At 68.0% G+C, this 17071-nt stretch carries 14 protein-coding genes, 3 tRNA genes and 1 pseudogene; 9 read left to right on the top strand and 9 right to left on the bottom strand.

The window, feature by feature from the left end:
* Window positions 1-269: 269 nt before the first annotated feature.
* Entirely contained in the window at window positions 270-3806 is a 3537-nt protein-coding gene (gene nifJ / locus BQ7106_RS07765; RefSeq protein WP_072373871.1) for a pyruvate:ferredoxin (flavodoxin) oxidoreductase, read from the bottom strand.
* A 294-nt stretch (window positions 3807-4100) separates the two neighbouring features.
* Between nifJ and BQ7106_RS07760 the strand changes: the two genes are divergently transcribed.
* The gene (locus BQ7106_RS07760; protein WP_240307461.1) at window positions 4101-4781 is read left to right on the top strand and encodes a C39 family peptidase; all 681 of its coding nucleotides are present in this window, start codon (window positions 4101-4103) and stop codon (window positions 4779-4781) included.
* A 17-nt stretch (window positions 4782-4798) separates the two neighbouring features.
* Here the strand turns inward: BQ7106_RS07760 and BQ7106_RS07755 are convergent, their stop codons facing one another.
* Both BQ7106_RS07755 and purH read right to left on the bottom strand, forming a co-directional pair.
* A complete protein-coding gene (locus BQ7106_RS07755) occupies window positions 4799-5464 on the bottom strand; it encodes a hypothetical protein (protein WP_072373867.1) in 666 nt (221 codons plus the stop codon).
* Window positions 5465-5535: 71 nt separating this feature from the next.
* Window positions 5536-7167 (bottom strand): bifunctional phosphoribosylaminoimidazolecarboxamide formyltransferase/IMP cyclohydrolase, encoded by a 1632-nt coding sequence (gene purH, locus BQ7106_RS07750; RefSeq protein WP_072373863.1) that lies wholly within the window; start codon window positions 7165-7167, stop codon window positions 5536-5538.
* Window positions 7168-7236: 69 nt separating this feature from the next.
* Here purH and BQ7106_RS07745 point away from each other — a divergent pair, with 69 nt between their 5' ends.
* The 4 genes from BQ7106_RS07745 to BQ7106_RS07730 all read left to right on the top strand — a co-directional run bounded on the left by BQ7106_RS07745 (window position 7237) and on the right by BQ7106_RS07730 (window position 9234).
* Window positions 7237-7887: a GNAT family N-acetyltransferase gene (locus BQ7106_RS07745; protein WP_072373860.1), complete on the top strand. Its 651-nt coding sequence runs from the start codon at window positions 7237-7239 to the stop codon at window positions 7885-7887.
* A 13-nt stretch (window positions 7888-7900) separates the two neighbouring features.
* The gene (gene gluQRS, locus BQ7106_RS07740) at window positions 7901-8851 is read left to right on the top strand and encodes a tRNA glutamyl-Q(34) synthetase GluQRS (RefSeq protein WP_420855283.1); all 951 of its coding nucleotides are present in this window, start codon (window positions 7901-7903) and stop codon (window positions 8849-8851) included.
* A 48-nt stretch (window positions 8852-8899) separates the two neighbouring features.
* Window positions 8900-8991, top strand: a tRNA-Ser gene (locus BQ7106_RS07735).
* A gap of 166 nt (window positions 8992-9157) precedes the next feature.
* Window positions 9158-9234 (top strand) — tRNA-Arg (locus BQ7106_RS07730).
* Between the two features lie 95 nt (window positions 9235-9329).
* Here BQ7106_RS07730 and BQ7106_RS07725 read toward each other — a convergent pair.
* Genes BQ7106_RS07725 through deoC form a run of 3 tightly spaced genes read right to left on the bottom strand, consistent with a single transcriptional unit; the run spans window position 9330 to window position 11876 of the window.
* The gene (locus BQ7106_RS07725) at window positions 9330-10199 is read right to left on the bottom strand and encodes an SDR family oxidoreductase (protein ID WP_072373854.1); all 870 of its coding nucleotides are present in this window, start codon (window positions 10197-10199) and stop codon (window positions 9330-9332) included.
* A 9-nt stretch (window positions 10200-10208) separates the two neighbouring features.
* Window positions 10209-11156, bottom strand: coding sequence for a class I mannose-6-phosphate isomerase (locus BQ7106_RS07720; protein ID WP_072373851.1), 948 nt, complete (start codon window positions 11154-11156; stop codon window positions 10209-10211).
* 9 nt (window positions 11157-11165) lie between these two features.
* Entirely contained in the window at window positions 11166-11876 is a 711-nt protein-coding gene (gene deoC / locus BQ7106_RS07715) for a deoxyribose-phosphate aldolase (protein ID WP_072373848.1), read from the bottom strand.
* Window positions 11877-11988: 112 nt separating this feature from the next.
* On the opposite strand from deoC, the gene BQ7106_RS07710 reads away from it, so the two are divergent.
* The gene (locus BQ7106_RS07710) at window positions 11989-12696 is read left to right on the top strand and encodes a GntR family transcriptional regulator (RefSeq protein WP_072373845.1); all 708 of its coding nucleotides are present in this window, start codon (window positions 11989-11991) and stop codon (window positions 12694-12696) included.
* On the opposite strand, the gene BQ7106_RS07705 is transcribed toward BQ7106_RS07710, so the two are convergent.
* Complete coding sequence (locus tag BQ7106_RS07705) at window positions 12693-13049, bottom strand: hypothetical protein (RefSeq protein ID WP_072373842.1); 357 nt, start codon at window positions 13047-13049, stop codon at window positions 12693-12695. The genes BQ7106_RS07710 and BQ7106_RS07705 overlap by 4 nt on opposite strands.
* Window positions 13050-13174: 125 nt before the next feature.
* Window positions 13175-14461, bottom strand: a complete 1287-nt coding sequence (serS, locus tag BQ7106_RS07700; RefSeq protein ID WP_072373839.1) for a serine--tRNA ligase — start codon at window positions 14459-14461, stop codon at window positions 13175-13177.
* Window positions 14462-14564: 103 nt separating this feature from the next.
* Between serS and BQ7106_RS07695 the strand changes: the two genes are divergently transcribed.
* Complete coding sequence (locus tag BQ7106_RS07695; protein WP_072373835.1) at window positions 14565-14753, top strand: DUF6724 family protein; 189 nt, start codon at window positions 14565-14567, stop codon at window positions 14751-14753.
* Window positions 14754-14834: 81 nt separating this feature from the next.
* On the opposite strand, the gene BQ7106_RS07690 is transcribed toward BQ7106_RS07695, so the two are convergent.
* A tRNA-Leu gene (locus BQ7106_RS07690) sits at window positions 14835-14921 on the bottom strand.
* A gap of 100 nt (window positions 14922-15021) precedes the next feature.
* Here BQ7106_RS07690 and BQ7106_RS07685 point away from each other — a divergent pair.
* Together BQ7106_RS07685 and BQ7106_RS11300 are read left to right on the top strand one after the other, a co-directional pair.
* Entirely contained in the window at window positions 15022-16767 is a 1746-nt protein-coding gene (locus BQ7106_RS07685) for a serine/threonine-protein kinase (RefSeq protein WP_072373832.1), read from the top strand.
* A gap of 3 nt (window positions 16768-16770) precedes the next feature.
* A pseudogene (locus BQ7106_RS11300) lies at window positions 16771-17055 on the top strand (FhaA domain-containing protein); the annotation flags it as partial.
* Window positions 17056-17071 lie beyond the last annotated feature (16 nt).

The following is a 17071-nucleotide window of genomic DNA, read 5'->3' as shown; positions in this document are numbered from 1 at the left end:
CACGCGCCTTGCGGCCAACCTTCTCGGCCAGGCCGTCCACATCCAGCATGCACCTAAAGTAGGTGCCGGTTACGGTCGGTCTTGGACCCCAAACCGTCCACATCCCGCACGCTCTAGAAACACGTGCTGGCTGCGGTCGGAATCGCGTCGGATAGCGTCCACAACCAGCACGTTCCCGGAAGCGCCCCGGGGCCGCGCCGCAAAACACGTGCGGCCCCCGGACACATCCGGGGGCCGCAGCCTACGCGATCACGCGCGACAGGGCGATTCTACGCGTCGGCGTAGAGGTCCTTGAGCTTGAGCAGGTGCGCGTAGCGAGCCATGGCGGCCTCCTCGTTCTCGGCGAAGAGCTCCTTGGCGCGCTCCGGGAAGGAGCGGGTGAGCGAGGCGTAGCGAGCCTCGTTCATCAGGAAGTCCTGGTAACCGCCCGCCGGCTCCTTGGAGTCGAGCGTGAACTTCTTGCCGGTCGGAGCGGCCGGGTTGAAGCGGAAGAGGTTCCAGTAGCCGCACTCGACGGCCTTCTTCATCTCGGCCTGGCAGTTCTGCATGCCGCCCTTCTTGATGGAGTGCATCTCGCAGGGGCTGTAGCCGATGATGAGCGACGGGCCGTCGTAGGACACGGCCTCGTGGATGGCCTTGAGCGTCTGGTTCATGTTGGCGCCCATGGCGACCTGGGCAACGTAGACGTAGCCGTAGGACATCGCGATCTCGGCGAGGCTCTTCTTCTTGGTCACCTTGCCGGCAGCGGCGAACTGGGCCACCTGGCCGATGTTGGAGGCCTTGGAGGCCTGGCCGCCGGTGTTGGAGTAGACCTCGGTGTCGAAGACGAAGACGTTCACGTTGTTGCCAGAGGCGAGGACGTGGTCGAGGCCGCCGAAGCCGATGTCGTAGGCCCAGCCGTCGCCGCCGAAGATCCAGAAGGCCTTCTTGGTGAGGTAGGCCTTGTCGGCGAGGATGGCCTTGGCGGTGTCGCAGTCGGCCTTCTCGAGCTCGGCGACATAGGCGGCAGCGGTGGTCTTGGAGGCCTCGGTGTCGGTGCGGGCCTCGAGCCAGGCGGTCGCAGCCTCCTTCAGGGCATCGCTCGCGCAGTCGCTCTGGAGCAGCTGCTCGGTCTCGGCGACGACCTTCTCCTGAACGGCGTCATAGCCGAGGGCAAGACCAAGGCCGTGCTCGGCGTTGTCCTCGAAGAGGGAGTTGTTCCACGCCGGGCCGTGGCCGCAGGCGTTGACCGTGAACGGCGACGTGGCGGCCGGGTTGCCCCAGATCGAGGAGCAGCCGGTGGCGTTGGAGATGAACATGCGGTCGCCGCAGACCTGCGTGACGAGGCGCGCGTACGCGGTCTCGGCGCAGCCGGCGCAGGAGCCGGAGAACTCGAGGTAGGGCTTGGCGTACTGGCTCGCCTTGACGTTGGCGCCCACGAGCTCCTTCTTCTCGGAGACCTTGTTGACGGCGTAGTCCCACACCGGAGCCTGGTCGAGCTCGGACTCCTGCGGAACCATCGTGAGGGCTTCCTTCGGGCAGACCTTGGCGCAGTTGGTGCAGCCCATGCAGTCGAGCGGGCTGATGGCCATGGTGAAGGTGTAGCCGGTGCCCTTGGGGATGGTGAGGTCGACGCGACGCATGTTCTCGGGCGCGGCGGCCTGCTCGTCGGCATTCATGACGATCGGGCGGATCGTGGCGTGCGGGCACACGAAGGAGCACTGGTTGCACTGGATGCACTTCGTCTCGTCCCAGTGCGGCACCATGACGGCGACGCCGCGCTTCTCGTACGCGGAGGCGCCGAGCTCCCACTGGCCGTCGGCGACGTCGACGAACTTGGAGACGGGCAGGGAGTCGCCGTCCATGCGGTTGATGGGCTCCATGAGCTCCCTGACCTGCTTGACGATGGCCTCGCGACCCTCGAGGGTGAGCTCGACCTTCTCGTCGGCGGCGTCGGCCCATTCGGCGGGCACCTCGAACTTGCGGAAGGCGGTGGCGCCGGCGTCGATGGCCTTCCAGTTGGCCTCGACGATGTTCTGGCCCTTCTTGGCGTAGGACTTCTCGGCGGCGTCCTTCATGTACTGAATGGCGTCGGCGGCGGGAAGCACCTGCGCGAGCGAGAAGAACGCGGACTGCAGCACCGTGTTGGTGCGCTTGCCCATGCCGACCTTCTCGGCGAGGTCGATGGCGTCGATCAGGTAGACGTTGATGCCGTTCTTGGCGATGTAGCGCTTGGCCACGGCCGGCAGGTGGGAGGCGAACTCCTCGTCGGACCACTGGCAGTTCACCAGGAACGTGCCGCCCGGCTTGACGTCGCGGACCATCGGGAAGCCCTTGACGATGTAGGACGGGTTGTGGCAGGCCACGAAGTTGGCCTTGTTGATGTAGTACGGCGAGCGGATCGGGGAGTCACCAAAGCGCAGGTGCGAGATGGTAACGCCGCCGGTCTTCTTGGAGTCGTACTGGAAGTAGGCCTGGACGTACTTGTCGGTGTGGTCGCCGATGATCTTGATGGAGTTCTTGTTGGCGCCGACCGTGCCGTCGCCGCCGAGACCCCAGAACTTGCACTCGATGGTGGAGGGATCGGCGGTGTTGGGGGCGTCCGGGTCCATGGGGAGCGACAGGTTGGTGACGTCGTCCTCGATGCCGATGGTGAACTCGCGCTTGGGCTCGTCGGCCTCGAGCTCCTTGTAGACGGCGAAGGCTGCCGCGGGCGGCTCGTCCTTGGAGCCGAGGCCGTAGCGGCCGCCGACGACGGTGATGCCCGTCTTGCCGGTCTCGTAGAGCGCCGTGATGACGTCCTCGTAGAGGGGCTCGCCGATGGAGCCGGGCTCCTTGGTGCGGTCGAGGACGGCGATCTTCTTGACGGTCTCGGGCAGGGCGGCGACGAAGTCCTCCACGGACCACGGACGGTACAGGCGGACCTTCACGAGGCCGACCTTCTCGCCGTGAGCGTTGAGGTAGTCGATGACCTCCTCGAGGGTGTCGCAGAAGGAGCCCATGCAGACGACCACGCGGTCCGCGTCGGCGGCGCCGTAGTAGTCGAAGAGGTGATAGCTCGTGCCGAGCTTCTCGTTGATCTTGTCCATGTACGCCTGGACCACGGCGGGCAGGGCGTCATAGGCGCCGTTGCAGGCCTCGCGGTGCTGGAAGAAGATGTCGCCGTTCTCGTGGGAGCCGCGGGCGTGCGGGTGCTCCGGGTTGAGGGCGTGATCGCGGAACGCCTGGACGGCGTCCATGTCGAGCATGTCCTTGAGGTCGTCGAAGTCCCAGACCGCGACCTTCTGGATCTCGTGGGAGGTGCGGAAGCCGTCGAAGAAGTTCAGGAACGGCACCTTGCCCTCGATGGCGGCGAGGTGAGCGACGGGCGCGAGGTCCATGACCTCCTGGACGTTGCCCTCGGCGAGCATGGCGAAGCCGGTCTGGCGGCAGGCCATGACGTCGGAGTGGTCGCCGAAGATGTTGAGGGCGTGGGAGGCCACGGTGCGCGCGGAGACGTGGAAGACGCCCGGAAGGCCCTCGCCGGCGATCTTGTACATGTTGGGGATCATCAGGAGCAGGCCCTGCGACGCCGTGTAGGTCGTCGTGAGGGCGCCGGCGCCGAGCGAGCCGTGAACGGTGCCCGCGGCACCGGCCTCGGACTCCATCTCGACGACCTTGACCGGCGTGCCGAAGACGTTCTTCATGCCCTGGGCAGCCCACTGGTCGACATGGTCGGCCATGGGGCTGGACGGGGTGATCGGGTAGATGCCCGCCACCTCGGTGAACGCATACGAGACGTACGCCGCCGCCTCGTTGCCGTCCATGGACTTAAACTTACGCGCCATATCCTCTCCTTCTTACGAACCTTTCCCGGGGACCCCCATGGCCCCAGGCAGCTCTCACTCACAAGGCGCATGACTGAGTCGGGCCAGAGGCCCACGCATGCTGACAGTGTACCCCCGGCGCGCCGCAAACCACACGCGCCTTCGCGCCAATTTCGCCGAGCGTAGCCTTTTCGTCACGGAGTGCGGTCGCGCGGCACGGCCGCGCTCCGGGGCGCGCGGCGCTGACGAGCGGCGATGGAGCGAAGGGCGTGGTAGAATCGCCGCTATGGGCAGCTCCGAGGGGAGGTCGAGGTCATGGCGTCACGACGTCGCGCGGCGATTGCCGCGGTTGCGCTGGGCATCGTGCCGGCATGCCTCGCGGCGACGCTCTCCGTCAGCGGCTGTGCGGGCGAGAAGGACGAGCAGGGCGTGACCGAGCCGGTCCAGATCGCGCGCGCCGACGAGGCGACGGTCTCGAGCACCCCGCGCGAGCTGTGGCGCAAGGGCTCCATGCCCTACCTCTACCAGATCGACCCGGAGTGGGCTGACGCCGAGTACGCCGGGGGAACGTTCTCCGAGACCGGCTGCGGGCCGACGGCGCTCTCGATGGTCTACATCTACCTCACCGGCAACACCGACCTCGACCCCGTTCAGATGGCGCAGTTCAGCACCGACAACGGATACGCCACCGAGGGCGAGGGCACGTCGTGGACGCTCATGAGCGAGGGCGCCGCGCAGCTCGGGCTCTCAGGACAGATGATCTACGCCTCGACCGACAACCTCCGTTCCGCCCTCGAGGCGGGCAACCCGCTCGTCTGCGTCATGAACCCGGGCACCTTCACGGAGATCGGACACTTCATCGTCATCGAGCGGCTCGGCTCGGACGGCAAGGCCCTCGTTCACGACTCCAACAGCGTCGGGCGCAGCATGCGCACATGGGACCTCGACCTCATCTGCCAAGAGGCGGCGGGGGTATGGGTCATGTCCCTCGCCTAGGGGCGAGGCCAGCGACGCTACCTGCGCCGCCCGAACGAGTCGAGCAGCCGTCGATATCCCTCGACGAAGCGCTCCGCGCGACGGGTCGGCGCGTCTGACGCGGCGACGATGCCGTGCTCGTCGGAAACCAGGAGGACCTCGTCTCGCTCCACGGTCCCGTCGAGCAGCTCCAGCGCGAGGCCCTCGCGACGCTCCATGGCAAACCCGAGCGTCCTCGCGAGGTCCGCCATGAGCGACGCCGCGCCCGAGGGGCGCTCGTCGGGGCCGATCCCCCAGATCAGCCGAGAGCCGCTCAGGACCCAGAGCGACTCGGGGGCCACCCCGGTTTGCGCCGCCTCGCGCGACGCGAGGCGGGCCCGGTCGGCGAGCGCCGAGGCGGTGGTGGGCGAGAGCGGCTCGTAGGGCCCCACCGTCATGGCTGCCCTCCCCCGCTCGTCCACGAGCAGCATGAGGACGCCGTCGGGATGAGCCGCCGCCCCCTCGGCGAGCGTCCACTCGATGTGCTGCTTCGCCCACGCGACGAGTGCGGTGGGAACGGGCGCCCCGTTCACCGTGCGACCGCCCAGCGCGCGCAGGTGGCGGTTCTCCAGCGGAAGCCCCCGCGACGCAAGGCGCCACCGGCACACCAGGCTCGGCGACCCCAGCGTGAAGCCCTCCATCTGGAGGCCTCTCTCTTCCCTCATGCGTCCCCCTCTGAAGGTGCGCCCCGGCGGCCGTCCGGCCGCCGGGGCGCACCCCACGCTGTCAGTCCGATCTAGTGGCGGAAGTGGCGGTTGCCGGTGAAGACCATCGCGATGCCGTGCTCGTTGCAGGCCTCGATGGAATCGTCGTCGCGCTTGGAGCCGCCGGGCTGGATGATGCAGGTCACGCCGTGCTCGGCGAGCACGTCCACGTTGTCGCGGAACGGGAAGAAGGCGTCGGACGCGCAGGCGTAGCCGCCCTTCTCGACACCCATGCGCTCGCAGGCCTCGTCGGCGCGCTGGCAGGCGAGAAGCGCGGAGTCAACGCGGTTGGGCTGACCGGGGCCCATGCCGATACCGGCCTTGCCCTTGGAGACGAGGATGGCGTTGGACTTCACGCCCTTGCAGACGCGCCACGCGAACATGAGCTCGTCCATCTCCTCGGGCGTGGGCTTGCGCTCGGTCGGGCAGGTGAAGGTCTCGGGGTCCTCGGCCACGACGTCGACGTTCTGGACGAGCACGCCGCCGTCCACGGTGCGCAGCTCGTAGCGCGCGTGGCCCTCGGCACCGCCGGTGGCAAGCACGCGCAGGTTGGGGCGCTTGGCCATGCGCTCGAGCGCCTCAGGCGTGTAGCTCGGGGCGATGATGACCTCCACGAACTGGCCGTTCTCGTCGAAGGCGTGCTCCACCAGCTCGAAGGGGACCTCGCGGTTGCAGGCGATGATGCCGCCGAAGGCGCTCTTGGGGTCGCACGCGAAGGCGCGGTCGTAGGCGCACGTGACGTCGTCGGCAACGGCGGAGCCGCAGGGGTTCTGGTGCTTGAGGATCACGCAGGCCGGACCGTCGAACTCGCGCACGAGGTTCCAGGCGGCGTCAGCGTCAAGGTAGTTGTTGTAGGAGAGCGGCTTGCCCTGGACCTGCTCGGCGCCCACGAGCGGGTTGGCGGAGGAGAAGGCGCCCGCCGCCTCGTCCGCGAAGCGGTAGACCGCGGCGCTCTGCTGGGGGTTCTCGCCGTAGCGCAGGTCATCGACCTTCTCGAGATAGAGGCCGATCTCCTCGGGAAGCTCGGGCTCGTCCTCGCACTCGGCGTCGGCGAACTCCTCGTCGTAGCGATCGGCGAGCCACACGGCGATGGCGGCGTCGTAGTTCGCCGTGGTCTCGTAGACCTTGAGCTGGAGGTAGCGACGCAGCTCGAGCGAGGTGCAGCCCTCGTTGGCGCGCATCTCCTCGAGAACCTCGTCGTAGTCGGCGGGATCTGAGACCACGGTCACGGAGTCGGCGTTCTTTGCCGCGGAGCGCAGCATGGAGGGGCCGCCGATGTCGATGTGCTCGATGGCGTCGTCGAAGGTGACCTCAGGGTTGGCGACGGTCTTCTCGAACTCGTAGAGGTTCACGCACACGAGGTCGATCATGCCGATGCCGTGCTCGGAGGCCTCAGCCATGTGGGCCGGGTTGTCGCGACGGGCGAGCAGGCCGCCGTGCACCTTGGGGTGCAGGGTCTTCACGCGACCGTCCATCATCTCCGGAAAGCCCGTGTACTGCTCGATGGGCACCACGTGGACGCCCGCCTCCTCGAGCACGCGAGCGGTGCCGCCCGTCGAGATGACCTCGACGCCGAACTCGTCCTCGAGCGCCTTGACGAAGTCGACGACGCCCGTCTTGTCAGTGACGGAGACGAGCGCCCGCTTGATGGGAGTATCTGCCATGGCCCCTCCTTGGGTTTGACGACGACATGTTGTACCGTCTTCTCTACGATACCGCAGCTGGAGGGCAACATGACGCAGACAGAAAAGTTGACGTGGCGCGCCTTCGCGCCGGGGGACTTCGAGCGCGCGGCGGGGCTTCTCGGGCGCACCTGGCTCCCCGAGTTCCCCGCACGGGCCCAGCGGGCGGCGAGCCAGATCGAGCTCGCGCACTACCTTGCCCGGAGCACGTGGTCGCTCGTGGCGGAGCGCGGGGACGAGATCCTGGGGGCGGTGCTTCTCGCCGAGCGGGACCGCGAGGGGATCGGCGGCGAGGACTGGGCCGCGCTCGAGGCGCGGCTGACCGACGGGGCCGAGGGGGACCCCGAGCTCGCGGAGGCCGTGCGCGTTGAGATGGACGGCGTGCGCGAGGAGGCGGCCCTCGAGCTCGAGTACCTGGCCGCCGGCGGCGCGGGCACGGACGCGACGATCAAGCTGCTCATCGTCTCCCCGGACGCCAAGGGCCTCGGCATCGGCGGGAGGCTCTTCTCTGCCGCCCTTGACCGGCTGCGGGAGACGGGCGCGCGGGGCTACCACCTGCTCACGGACGACAGCTGCGACTTTGGCTTCTACGAGCACAAGGGCCTGCGGCGCGCGATGAGCCGTCTCTCGGGCGCCTACTGGCCCGGCGTCGATCCGGCAACCGACGAGTTCCACGTCTATGTCTACGACCAGGAGCTCTAGCGGAGAGGCTCCGTTGCGCGGGCGCTTTGCGCCCACCCCCTCCGGGCGGATGCACCTGGGCAACGCCTTCTCCGCGCTTGTGGCATGGCTCTCCGCGCGGGCCGGTGGCGGGGAGATGGTGCTGCGCATCGAAGACCTCGACCCCCGTGCGCAGCGCCCCGGCGTCGCCGAGACGCTGATCGACGACCTCGCCTGGCTTGGGCTCACCTGGGACGAGGGGCCCGTCTTCCAGAGCGCGCGCTCGGAGGTCTACGCCCGCGCGCTGGAGCGCCTGGAGGACCTAGGGCTCCTCTACCCCTGCTTCTGCACGCGGGCGGACCTGCGCGCGGCGTCGGCGCCGCACGCATCCGACGGGGCGCTCGTGTACCCGGGAACCTGCCGGGGGATCCCGCCCGAAGAGGTCGAGCGCCGGTCCTCGCTTCGCCCTCCCTCGCTGCGCCTGCGCGTTCCGGGAGAGGACGACCCCGCCGGCACGATCGAGTTTTGCGACCTCGCGTACGGCCCACGCCGCGAGGTCCTCGCGCGCGACTGCGGGGACTTCCTCGTCAGGCGCAGCGACGGTGTGGTCGCCTACCAGCTCGCCGTGGTGGTCGACGACGCCCTCATGGGCGTGACGCAGGTGGTGCGGGGCCACGACCTCCTTCCCTCCTGCGCGCGCCAGAGCTATCTCGCTCGCCTGCTGGGTTGGAAGCCCCCGTGCTACGGCCATGTGCCCCTGCTCGTGGCCCCCGGCGGGAGGCGCCTCGCAAAGCGCGACCGGGACCTTGACCTGGGGGCGCTGCGCTCGCGCGGGGTCGCCCCGGAGCGCATCGTGGGCGCGCTCGCCCGCGCCGCGGGACTCATCGATGACGAGGTGGACCTCACTCCCGCCGAGCTCGTCGGCACCTTCTCGTGGGAGAAGGTGGCCGCGCACCGCGAGGACATCGTCGTGGACGACGAATTTCTTGCCAGCATCGTGCGTTGAAGTTGTGAGTTGCGCCGTTGTGGGGTATGATGCTCTGGCACCACCCTTGGAGAGCTGACCGAGAGGCCGAAGGTGCTCGCCTGCTAAGCGAGTATAGGATGCAAATCCTATCTGGGGTTCGAATCCCCAGCTCTCCGCCAGACTGTTCGAGCCCGTCCCGCGCATCGCGAGGCGGGCTTTTTCTTGTGCCTGTCCGACGAGCGATGCCGGCGCGCGGCAACCGGTCAGAGGGCGCACACAATTCGGACACATTTTTCAATTTCGCTTGACGGGACGGGGGATGCGTGGCATTATTCTCAATCGCACGCGGCGTTACCTCAGCTGGATAGAGGACCTGACTACGAATCAGGGCGTCATAGGTTCGAATCCTATACGCCGCACCACGCAAACTTGGGGGCTCCTTCGGGAGCCCCTTTTGCGTTCTCGGTACCCAATCTCAGGGGCGGCGCCGGGCGAGAAGAACCCGGCGCCGCAGCCGTTACGAGGCGAGCCCGAAGTCGCGCAGGCAGAGTTCGAGGTCTTCCTCGAAGGTCCCCAGCTCGATACCGGCGGCACGGATCTTGTCGGACGCCAGGCGGAAGTCTCGCGGGCGCTCCGCGTAGGTCTTCTCGTCCGGGAGGATGAGGCGATCGACCTCCCCCTTGGGGCAGCCCAGGCGCTCGGCCACGAGCCGCGCGGTCTCGTAGGTGGTGCGCCCGTTCTGGCTGGCGAAGTGGTAGGCCCCGCTCGGCAGGGCCAGGATCTCCGGCAGCTGCCCGGCAAAGCGCTGCGCGTAGGTCATGTTGCGCCGCTCGTGCACGCGGAAGGCCGCGGGCGTGCCGGAGCGCAGGGCGCCAAGCACGTTGGTGAGGATGTTGGGCGAGGGGCGCACCCCAGGCAGGGCCAGGCCGAACATCCACGAGAAGCGCAGGATGAGGTAGTCGTCCACGTTCTCGCGAATCCAGGCGTCCGCCTCCATCTTCTGCTGGCCGTAGCGCGTGGTGGACGCCTGCTCGTCCTCCTCCGAGAAGGGCGCGGAGCCCGGCGAGGCGTTGAAGCACTGCTCGGTGGAGATGAACACGACGCGCCTGCCGCGCTCGCGGCACGCCCGCGCGACGGCGATGGCCGACTCCGTGTTCACGCGATGCGTGCCCTCGGGATCCTGCTCGCAGTGAGCGGTCGTGGCGTCGGCCGCCATGTGCAGGCAGATGTCGAACTCTGCCTCGCCGAAGAAGCGCTCGACCCCCGCGGGGTCCCGGAAGTCGACGTCGGTGTGCGAGACGCGCACGAACTCGTAGCGGCCCGCGTTGTAGAGCTGGGCCAGGCTCGCAAGGTAGCCTCGTGCGCCCGTGACAAGAACTCGTCTCATGTCTCTCTCCTATTCGGCCTCGCCTGGGCGCGTGGCGTAGCTGCGCAGCACCCGGCACGTTCCCTCGATGATATACGAGCCGGCACTCGCGGGCATGAGCAGCGAGCGGGTGAACGGCAGCTCGCACGCGCCATCCTCGGTGCGCACGCGGGCGGTCCCCGCCACGCAGGAGAGCACCTCGTAGCGGCCCTCCATGCCCTGCTCCCACGACCCGCGCACGTCGATGACGTCGGAGGCGAAGACCCGGTGGGTCACGCCGCGCCGGACGCCCGGGCCGGCGGCGGGGTCAAACGGACCCAGCCGGTTGGGCTCGGGGCGGCTCTCCGTGCGCAGCACGTCGAAGCCCCGCTCCACATGAAGCTCCCGGCCGCGGCCCCAGTCGCAGATCCGATAGGTCTTAAAGCCGAGGCTCCCCACCTCGAGGGCGAAGACGCCCTTGCCCATGGCGTGGAGCGTCCCGGCAGGGATGAGGACGAAGTCGCCCTCGGAGACGGGCACCCTGCGGCCGTACTTCTCGCCCAGCGTGTCGTCCGCGGCCGCGGCGCGCAGGGCCTCCACGTCGTCTGTCGTGGTGCCGCAGTAGATGAAGGCGCCGGGGTCGGCGGCGAGGATGTACCAGGACTCGGTCTTCTCGTGGTCGCTCTCGTGGGCCCGGGCGTAGGCCTCGTCCGGGTGCACCTGCACCGAGAGGTTCTCGCCCGCGTCCATCACGATGATCTGCACGACGCCGTCGTCCGCGAGCTCTCCCATGATCTCCGTGCGATGCGCGCGGATGAGCTCGTCCAGCGGCACCCCGTCGAAGGGGCCACCCTCGACGGTGTTGACCAGGCCCTCGTGCACGGAGACGTCGAACGACTCCCCGTAGAGGGTCTCCCCCGCAAGGCCGCGCGCCTCGTTGACGCGCGGCCCCGACCACACGGGGGAGATGTAGTTGGGCCTGAGGAGCAGAGGACCCATCTCCGCCCCCTAGAGCTCGATCGCATCGGTGCCCGACGCGGCGATTCGGGAGGCGAGCTCCTCGACGATGGCGACTCCGGCGCTGCACCCTATGCGCTCCGCACCGGCTCGCACCATGTCAAGGAACGCGTCCGCCGTCCGGATGCCGCCCGCCGCCTTGACCTTCACGCGTGGGTCAACATGCCCGCGCATCAGGCGCACGTCCTCGACGGTGGCCCCTCCGCTGGAGAAGCCGGTCGAGGTCTTGACGAAGTCGGGCAGCACCTCGCTTGCGATCTCGCAGAGCCTGAGCTTCTCCCCCTGGGTGAGCAGGCAGTTCTCGAAGATCACCTTGGAGACCGCCCCCACCTCGCGACAGGCTGCCACGACCTGACTCATCTCCTCTCGAACGTAGTCCCAGTCGCCCGCCTTGACCTCGGTGAGGTTGACCACGTAGTCAATCTCGTCGGCGCCGTTCGAGAGCGCGTCACGCGTCTCGAAGACCTTGGCGGCAATCGTGGTCTGCCCGAGCGGAAAGGATATCGCCGCGCCCACGTGAACGTCGGTGCCCTCGAGCAGCTCCGCGCAGAGGCGCGACTGGACCGAGTTGACGGCAACCATCCTGAAGTGGTGGCTCCTTGCCTCGTTGCAGAGCCTCTCCATGTCCGCGCGGGTCGCATCGGGACGCAAGTTGGTGTGGTCGACGAGACGCGCGAGGTCGTTGAGCGTGTAGCGGGCCATTGGTTGTCCTTCCTTTCCCCCTGCTCAATATGTTGCTAACATACTATCAAGATTACTCCGATATGTCATGTTTATGTCATATTATGAGCAAGAAACGAAGGACTTTTCCACCATGACGCTCTACGAATCCATACGAGAGGACCTCCTCTCCAAGATAAAGGACGGCACCTACCCCGAGGGGCAGACGATCCCCTCGGAGCTCGAGCTGGCAGAGATCTATGGTGTGAGCCGACCAACCGTGCGACAGGCGCTCCAGCTCCTTGCGGACGATGGCTACCTCGAAAAGCGTCGTCGACGTGGGACCATCGTCACGAGCCCGAAGATCAGCCAGTCGTTCACGATGACCATCACCAGCTTTGAGGACGCCATGCGCCTCGCCGGTCACATGCCCAGGACCAACGTACTCGTCTTTAGGTGCGAGGATGCGGGCGAGGACGTTGCGAGCTCCCTGGAGATCTCGACGGACGACCCCGTCTATCGGCTCGTTCGCCTGCGATACGCCGACGACATCCCCAACGTCTTCGTTGAGAGCTACGTGCCACGGGATCTCTACCCCGGCCTCGAGGAGTTCGACTTCAACGAAACGAGCCTCTACGACGCGATGGGGCGCTGCGGGAGCCCCGTGATGTCGGCGCGAAGACGGCTCGAGGCCATCAGGGCGGACGGACCGTCCGCGGCGCTTCTTGATGTCGACCCGGGAGACCCCCTCCTCCTCTTCCACACCGTGGCGAGAAACGCGGAGGGGGTCCCCGCCGAGTACTCCATCGCGAGCTACCGCGGAGCGTCGAACAGCTTCGAGATAGACGTTCGAAGGGCCTAGGCCGTCTCTGCGGGAGCGGATCGGCCGTCCCCATCCTGAGCGTCGGAACGGAACTCATAGGTTATGCCATGTCGGTCGCACAGGTCCATGAGATCCACGATGTCATGGCGCTCGTCGGCCAGGTACCCCCAGAGCGCGTCGGCACCAGTAAAGCCAACCCGCGCGATGAGCGCGGAGAGCGCCTCGGGCGAGAAGGACGCGCGAAGGGTGAGCGCCTCCCTGCCGTACGCCACGAGCGCCGAGGGGCCGCTGAGCTCCTCGACCACCACGATCTTCTCGCCCTCCTCGACGAGCAGCATCCTCCTGACGTCACCCGCGTGCTCAAAGCGCGCCGTCTCGAACTCATGCACCACGACCACCCCTCTCAAGACTTCGTAGTCCTGAGTATATCAGAACATACGTTCCCAGAACGTGTGTTCTTTTTCTGTGCCGAAGAAGGCCGCCCGCGCGATGCGGGCGGCCCCATGCAACCCTCGTCCTAAGCCTCGGGGCGGATGACCTCGACGCCGCCCATGTAGGGCACGAGCGCCTCGGGCACGGTGACGGAGCCGTCGGGGTTCTGGTAGTTCTCGATGATTGCCGCCATCGTGCGCCCGACCGCAAGGCCCGAGCCGTTGAGCGTGTGCACGTAGCGCGTGCCCTTGAACTCAGACGGGTCCTTGTAGCGAATGTTGGCCCGGCGAGCCTGGAAGTCCCAGCAGTTGGAGCAGGAGGAAATCTCCTTGTAGGCGTTGTAGCTGGGCAGCCAGACCTCGAGGTCGTAGCACTTCGCCGCCGAGAAGCCGATGTCGCCGGTGCAGAGGGTCACCACGTGGTAGGGCAGGCCAAGGGCCTGGAGCACCGCCTCGGCCTCGGCGACCATGCTCTCGAGCTGGTTCATGGAGTCCTCGGGCTTGGCGAACTTGACCATCTCGACCTTGTCGAACTGGTGGACGCGGATGATGCCGCGCGTGTCACGGCCCGCGGAGCCCGCCTCCTCGCGGAAGCAGGGGGTGAAGGCGGTGTACCAGAGGGGGAGCTGCGAGGCGTCGAGGACCTCCCCGCGATGGAGGTTGGTGAGCATGACCTCGGCGGTGGGGATGAGGTAGAGGTCGGGGTTCACGTGGTAGAGGTCGTCCTCGAACTTGGGCAGCTGGCCCGTGCCGAAGAGCGTCTCACGGTTGGTGATGACGGGCAGCCACCACTCCTTGAAGCCGGCCTTGACGTGGGTGTCGATCATGAAGCTGATGAGGGCGCGCTCGAGGCGGGCGCCCATGCCGCCGAGCACGTAGAAGCGGGCGCCGGCGATCTTGACGCCGCGGTCGAAGTCGATGATGCCGAGGTCCGGACCGAGGTCCCAGTGCGCCTTGGCCTCGAAGTCGAACTCTCGCGGCACCCCCCAGCGGCGAACCTCAGGGTTGTCCGAGTCATCCTTGCCGTAGGGCACGCTCTCGTGCGGGATGTTGGGAATCGCGGCGACCAGGGCAAAGAGCGCGTCCTCGACCTCGCCGCGGCGCTGGTCGAGCTCCGCGATACGGTCCTTGTTGGCGGCCACGCGCTGCTTGGCCGCCTCCGCCTCGTCGCGCTTGCCCTCGCGCATGAGCTGGCCGATCTCCTTGGAGACGGCGTTGCGCTCGGCCTGGAGCTTCTCGACCTCCGCGATGACGGAGCGGCGCTCCTCGTCAAGCTCGAAGAACCTGTCGCGGTCCCAGTGCGCGTTCTGGCGAGACTCGCAGGCCCTGTCAACGAGGTCGGGGTTCTCGCGGACGAACTTGATGTCGAGCATGTTGGCTCCTTGCCTTGGGTGCGTGCAGTTTGCCGGCGCGTGCGCGCGGCCATCCAAGTATATACTTGTGCGGATGAATCGACACCTTCCCGGGAGGCAGCAGATGCAGGCAGTCGCAGACTTCTTCACGTGGCTCTTCAACGATCGCACGGGGGTTCTGTGTCTCATCGCCGGAGGCGTTGTCCTGTGCCTCGTCATCGCGCTCGTGATGGAGCGCACCACCAAGCGACGCTACTTCAACCACGAGAAGGGCGAGGGCGACTGGGACCTCTTCGGGGACGACGAGGAGTAGTCCCCGCCCCGCGGCGCCGGGGCGCCTCGATCCGCTCGAGCCAAAAAAGGGCCTCGGCACTGCCGAGGCCCCTCTCATTCATGGTGCGGGCGAAAGGACTTGAACCTTCATGGAGTTGCCCCCATACGGACCTGAACCGTACGCGTCTGCCAATTCCGCCACGCCCGCGTGCTGGATTATCGTAGCGCAACCTCCGTCGGATGCCAAGCGTTTTTTCGGGGTAGAATGACCCCACACGGCCGGTCGCAGCTCAAACAAGGGAGGAGCCGTGAGCGAATCGCCACGCACGACAGGCGCGGTCGGCCCCGACACGGCCCGGCGCGCCCCGGACGAGACCCTCCTCGGGAGGTACCGGGTGCTCGCCCGCCGGGGCACCGGCGGCTTCGGCACGGTCTGCACGTGCTGGGACCTGCGCCTGCAGCGACGCGTCGCGATCAAGCGCATGCCGCTGCTCTCGGGCGGCGGAACCACCGCCGAGGAGGCGCTCGCCGAGGCGCGCACCGCCTGCATGCTCGGCCACCCCAACATCGTCACCGTGCTCGACTTCGAGTCGGACGGGACGTATGCCTACCTCGTCATGGAGTACGTCGACGGCCTCAACCTCGCCGAGCTTCTCGCGCGCGTCGAGGGAGGGCGCCTCACCCCCGCCGAGTGCGGGCACGTGGTCGACTCGGTGGCGCGTGCCCTCGCGTACGCCCACGAGAACCGCGTGCTCCACCTCGACATCAAACCGACCAACATCCTCATCGACCGCCAGGGAACGGTGAAGCTCGCCGACTTCGGCATGGCGACGCTCTCGTCCGCCGCCGGCTACGGCGACGCGCGGGGCGGCACGGTCGGCTACATGCCGCCGGAGCAGATAGAGGGCATGCTCGTCGACGAGCGCTCCGACGTGTTCTCCCTCGCCGTCGTCGCGTGCCAGGCCCTCACGGGGTCGGACCCGTTCGCGGCGCCCACTGCCGCCGCCTCCCTCGACAAGATTCGCCGCGGCGCGGCACAGCGAGCCCTGCGCGACTGCCCGGAGCTCGCAGCGGCGACGGAGCAGACCCTGCTCGCCGCGCTCGCGGTCGAGCCCGCGGGGCGGACCGCCGACGTCATCGACTTCGCCGACGAGCTCATTGCGGGGCTCGGTGACCCGAGCGAGGGGGCGTCGTCCCTTCGCGACCTCGTCGAGCAGGCGGAGCGCGACGACGGGGCCGACGAAGCCCCGCGCGGAGCGTCGCTCGTCGACCTCGCGCGCCCTCATGTCGCGGGCGCGATCGCCCGGGGCGTCACGGCGCTTCTCGTGTTCTCCGCCCTGAGGCTCGTGCTGCCGGCCCTCGAGGGCGCGACGGAGCAGTTCGTGGCCGTGGCCTCGCTCGCCTGCGCCGCCGCGACCGCGCTCTGGCCGCCCCTGGGCGCGCCGCTCGTCTGCGCCGGCCTCTCCCTTGCCCTCGCGCTCGTCTCGCCCACGCCGGCGTCGTTTCCCGTCGCCGCCCTCGTGGTCGTGGCCTCGGCGCTCTGGTGGGCGCTGGCCGGTCGGCTCGAGCGGCTCGGCAGCGCCGCCGCACTCCTTCCGTGCTGCCTGCCCTCCCCCTCCGCCGGCAGCGCGCTCGCCGGATACGCCCTCGACCCCGCCGCCGCTGCCGCGACGGGGGCGTTCGGCTACCTGCTCGGATCCCTCTTCCACGCCGCAGCCTCGAGCGGCTTCTCCGCGCAGGCCACCGTGGCCCAGCTCGCACAGGCCTGGTCGGAGCCGTCATCGCTCGCGCTGCTGGCGGGCGCGGTGGCCTGCGCGCTCGTCTCCTCGGCCGTCGCGCTGCGGGGAACCGTCGCGGCGGGCGTCTGCGGCCAGGCCCTCGGCCTCTGCTGCATCGTCGGCTCGGAGCTCCTCGCTGCCAGAATGGAGAATGGCGGTATATGGGGCACTCCCGATTGGGAGGCCATAATCGTTGCTGTACTCTTATTCGTGCTTCTGTGCACCGCGACTGTCCTGAGAGGCCCGCTCTTCGAGGACCAGGAAGGCGATGAATAGCGTATGAGCTTCCTAAGCGATTTCGAGGGGCGCATCGGCTCTGTGTTCGGGGCCGCTCCGCAGGGCTACACCGAGCCCTTCTCGTTCAAAAAGCTCGCCAAGCGCGCCGCGCGCGAGATGGAGAACGAGACGTACGAGATCGACGGCGTCGACACCGCGCCCGCTCTCTACACCGTGCTCGTCTCGGCCACGGATGACTCCCTCATGAGGCCGCTCTACGAGCAGATCACCTACGAGACCGCGGCCTTCGTGTCCGCTCAGGCCCAGAAGAAGGGCTACGCCTTCGTGGGCAACCCGCTCGTGC

This window comes from Thermophilibacter mediterraneus (genome assembly GCF_900119385.1).
In the GTDB taxonomy this organism is placed as follows: Bacteria; Actinomycetota; Coriobacteriia; order Coriobacteriales; family Atopobiaceae; genus Thermophilibacter; species Thermophilibacter mediterraneus.
Note: the sequence above shows the minus strand (reverse complement) of the source record. Positions and strands in the feature narration are given on the sequence as shown.

What these genes read in the sequence shown, in the direction of transcription:
- nifJ (WP_072373871.1), bottom strand. Translation starts at nt 3,806, where the DNA reads ATGGCGCGTAAGTTTAAGTCCATGGACGGCAACGAGGCGGCGGCGTAC.
- BQ7106_RS07760 (WP_240307461.1), top strand. Translation starts at nt 4,101, where the DNA reads ATGGCGTCACGACGTCGCGCGGCGATTGCCGCGGTTGCGCTGGGCATC.
- BQ7106_RS07755 (WP_072373867.1), bottom strand. Translation starts at nt 5,464, where the DNA reads ATGAGGGAAGAGAGAGGCCTCCAGATGGAGGGCTTCACGCTGGGGTCG.
- purH (WP_072373863.1), bottom strand. Translation starts at nt 7,167, where the DNA reads ATGGCAGATACTCCCATCAAGCGGGCGCTCGTCTCCGTCACTGACAAG.
- BQ7106_RS07745 (WP_072373860.1), top strand. Translation starts at nt 7,237, where the DNA reads ATGACGCAGACAGAAAAGTTGACGTGGCGCGCCTTCGCGCCGGGGGAC.
- BQ7106_RS07725 (WP_072373854.1), bottom strand. Translation starts at nt 10,199, where the DNA reads ATGAGACGAGTTCTTGTCACGGGCGCACGAGGCTACCTTGCGAGCCTG.
- BQ7106_RS07720 (WP_072373851.1), bottom strand. Translation starts at nt 11,156, where the DNA reads ATGGGTCCTCTGCTCCTCAGGCCCAACTACATCTCCCCCGTGTGGTCG.
- deoC (WP_072373848.1), bottom strand. Translation starts at nt 11,876, where the DNA reads ATGGCCCGCTACACGCTCAACGACCTCGCGCGTCTCGTCGACCACACC.
- BQ7106_RS07710 (WP_072373845.1), top strand. Translation starts at nt 11,989, where the DNA reads ATGACGCTCTACGAATCCATACGAGAGGACCTCCTCTCCAAGATAAAG.
- serS (WP_072373839.1), bottom strand. Translation starts at nt 14,461, where the DNA reads ATGCTCGACATCAAGTTCGTCCGCGAGAACCCCGACCTCGTTGACAGG.
- BQ7106_RS07695 (WP_072373835.1), top strand. Translation starts at nt 14,565, where the DNA reads ATGCAGGCAGTCGCAGACTTCTTCACGTGGCTCTTCAACGATCGCACG.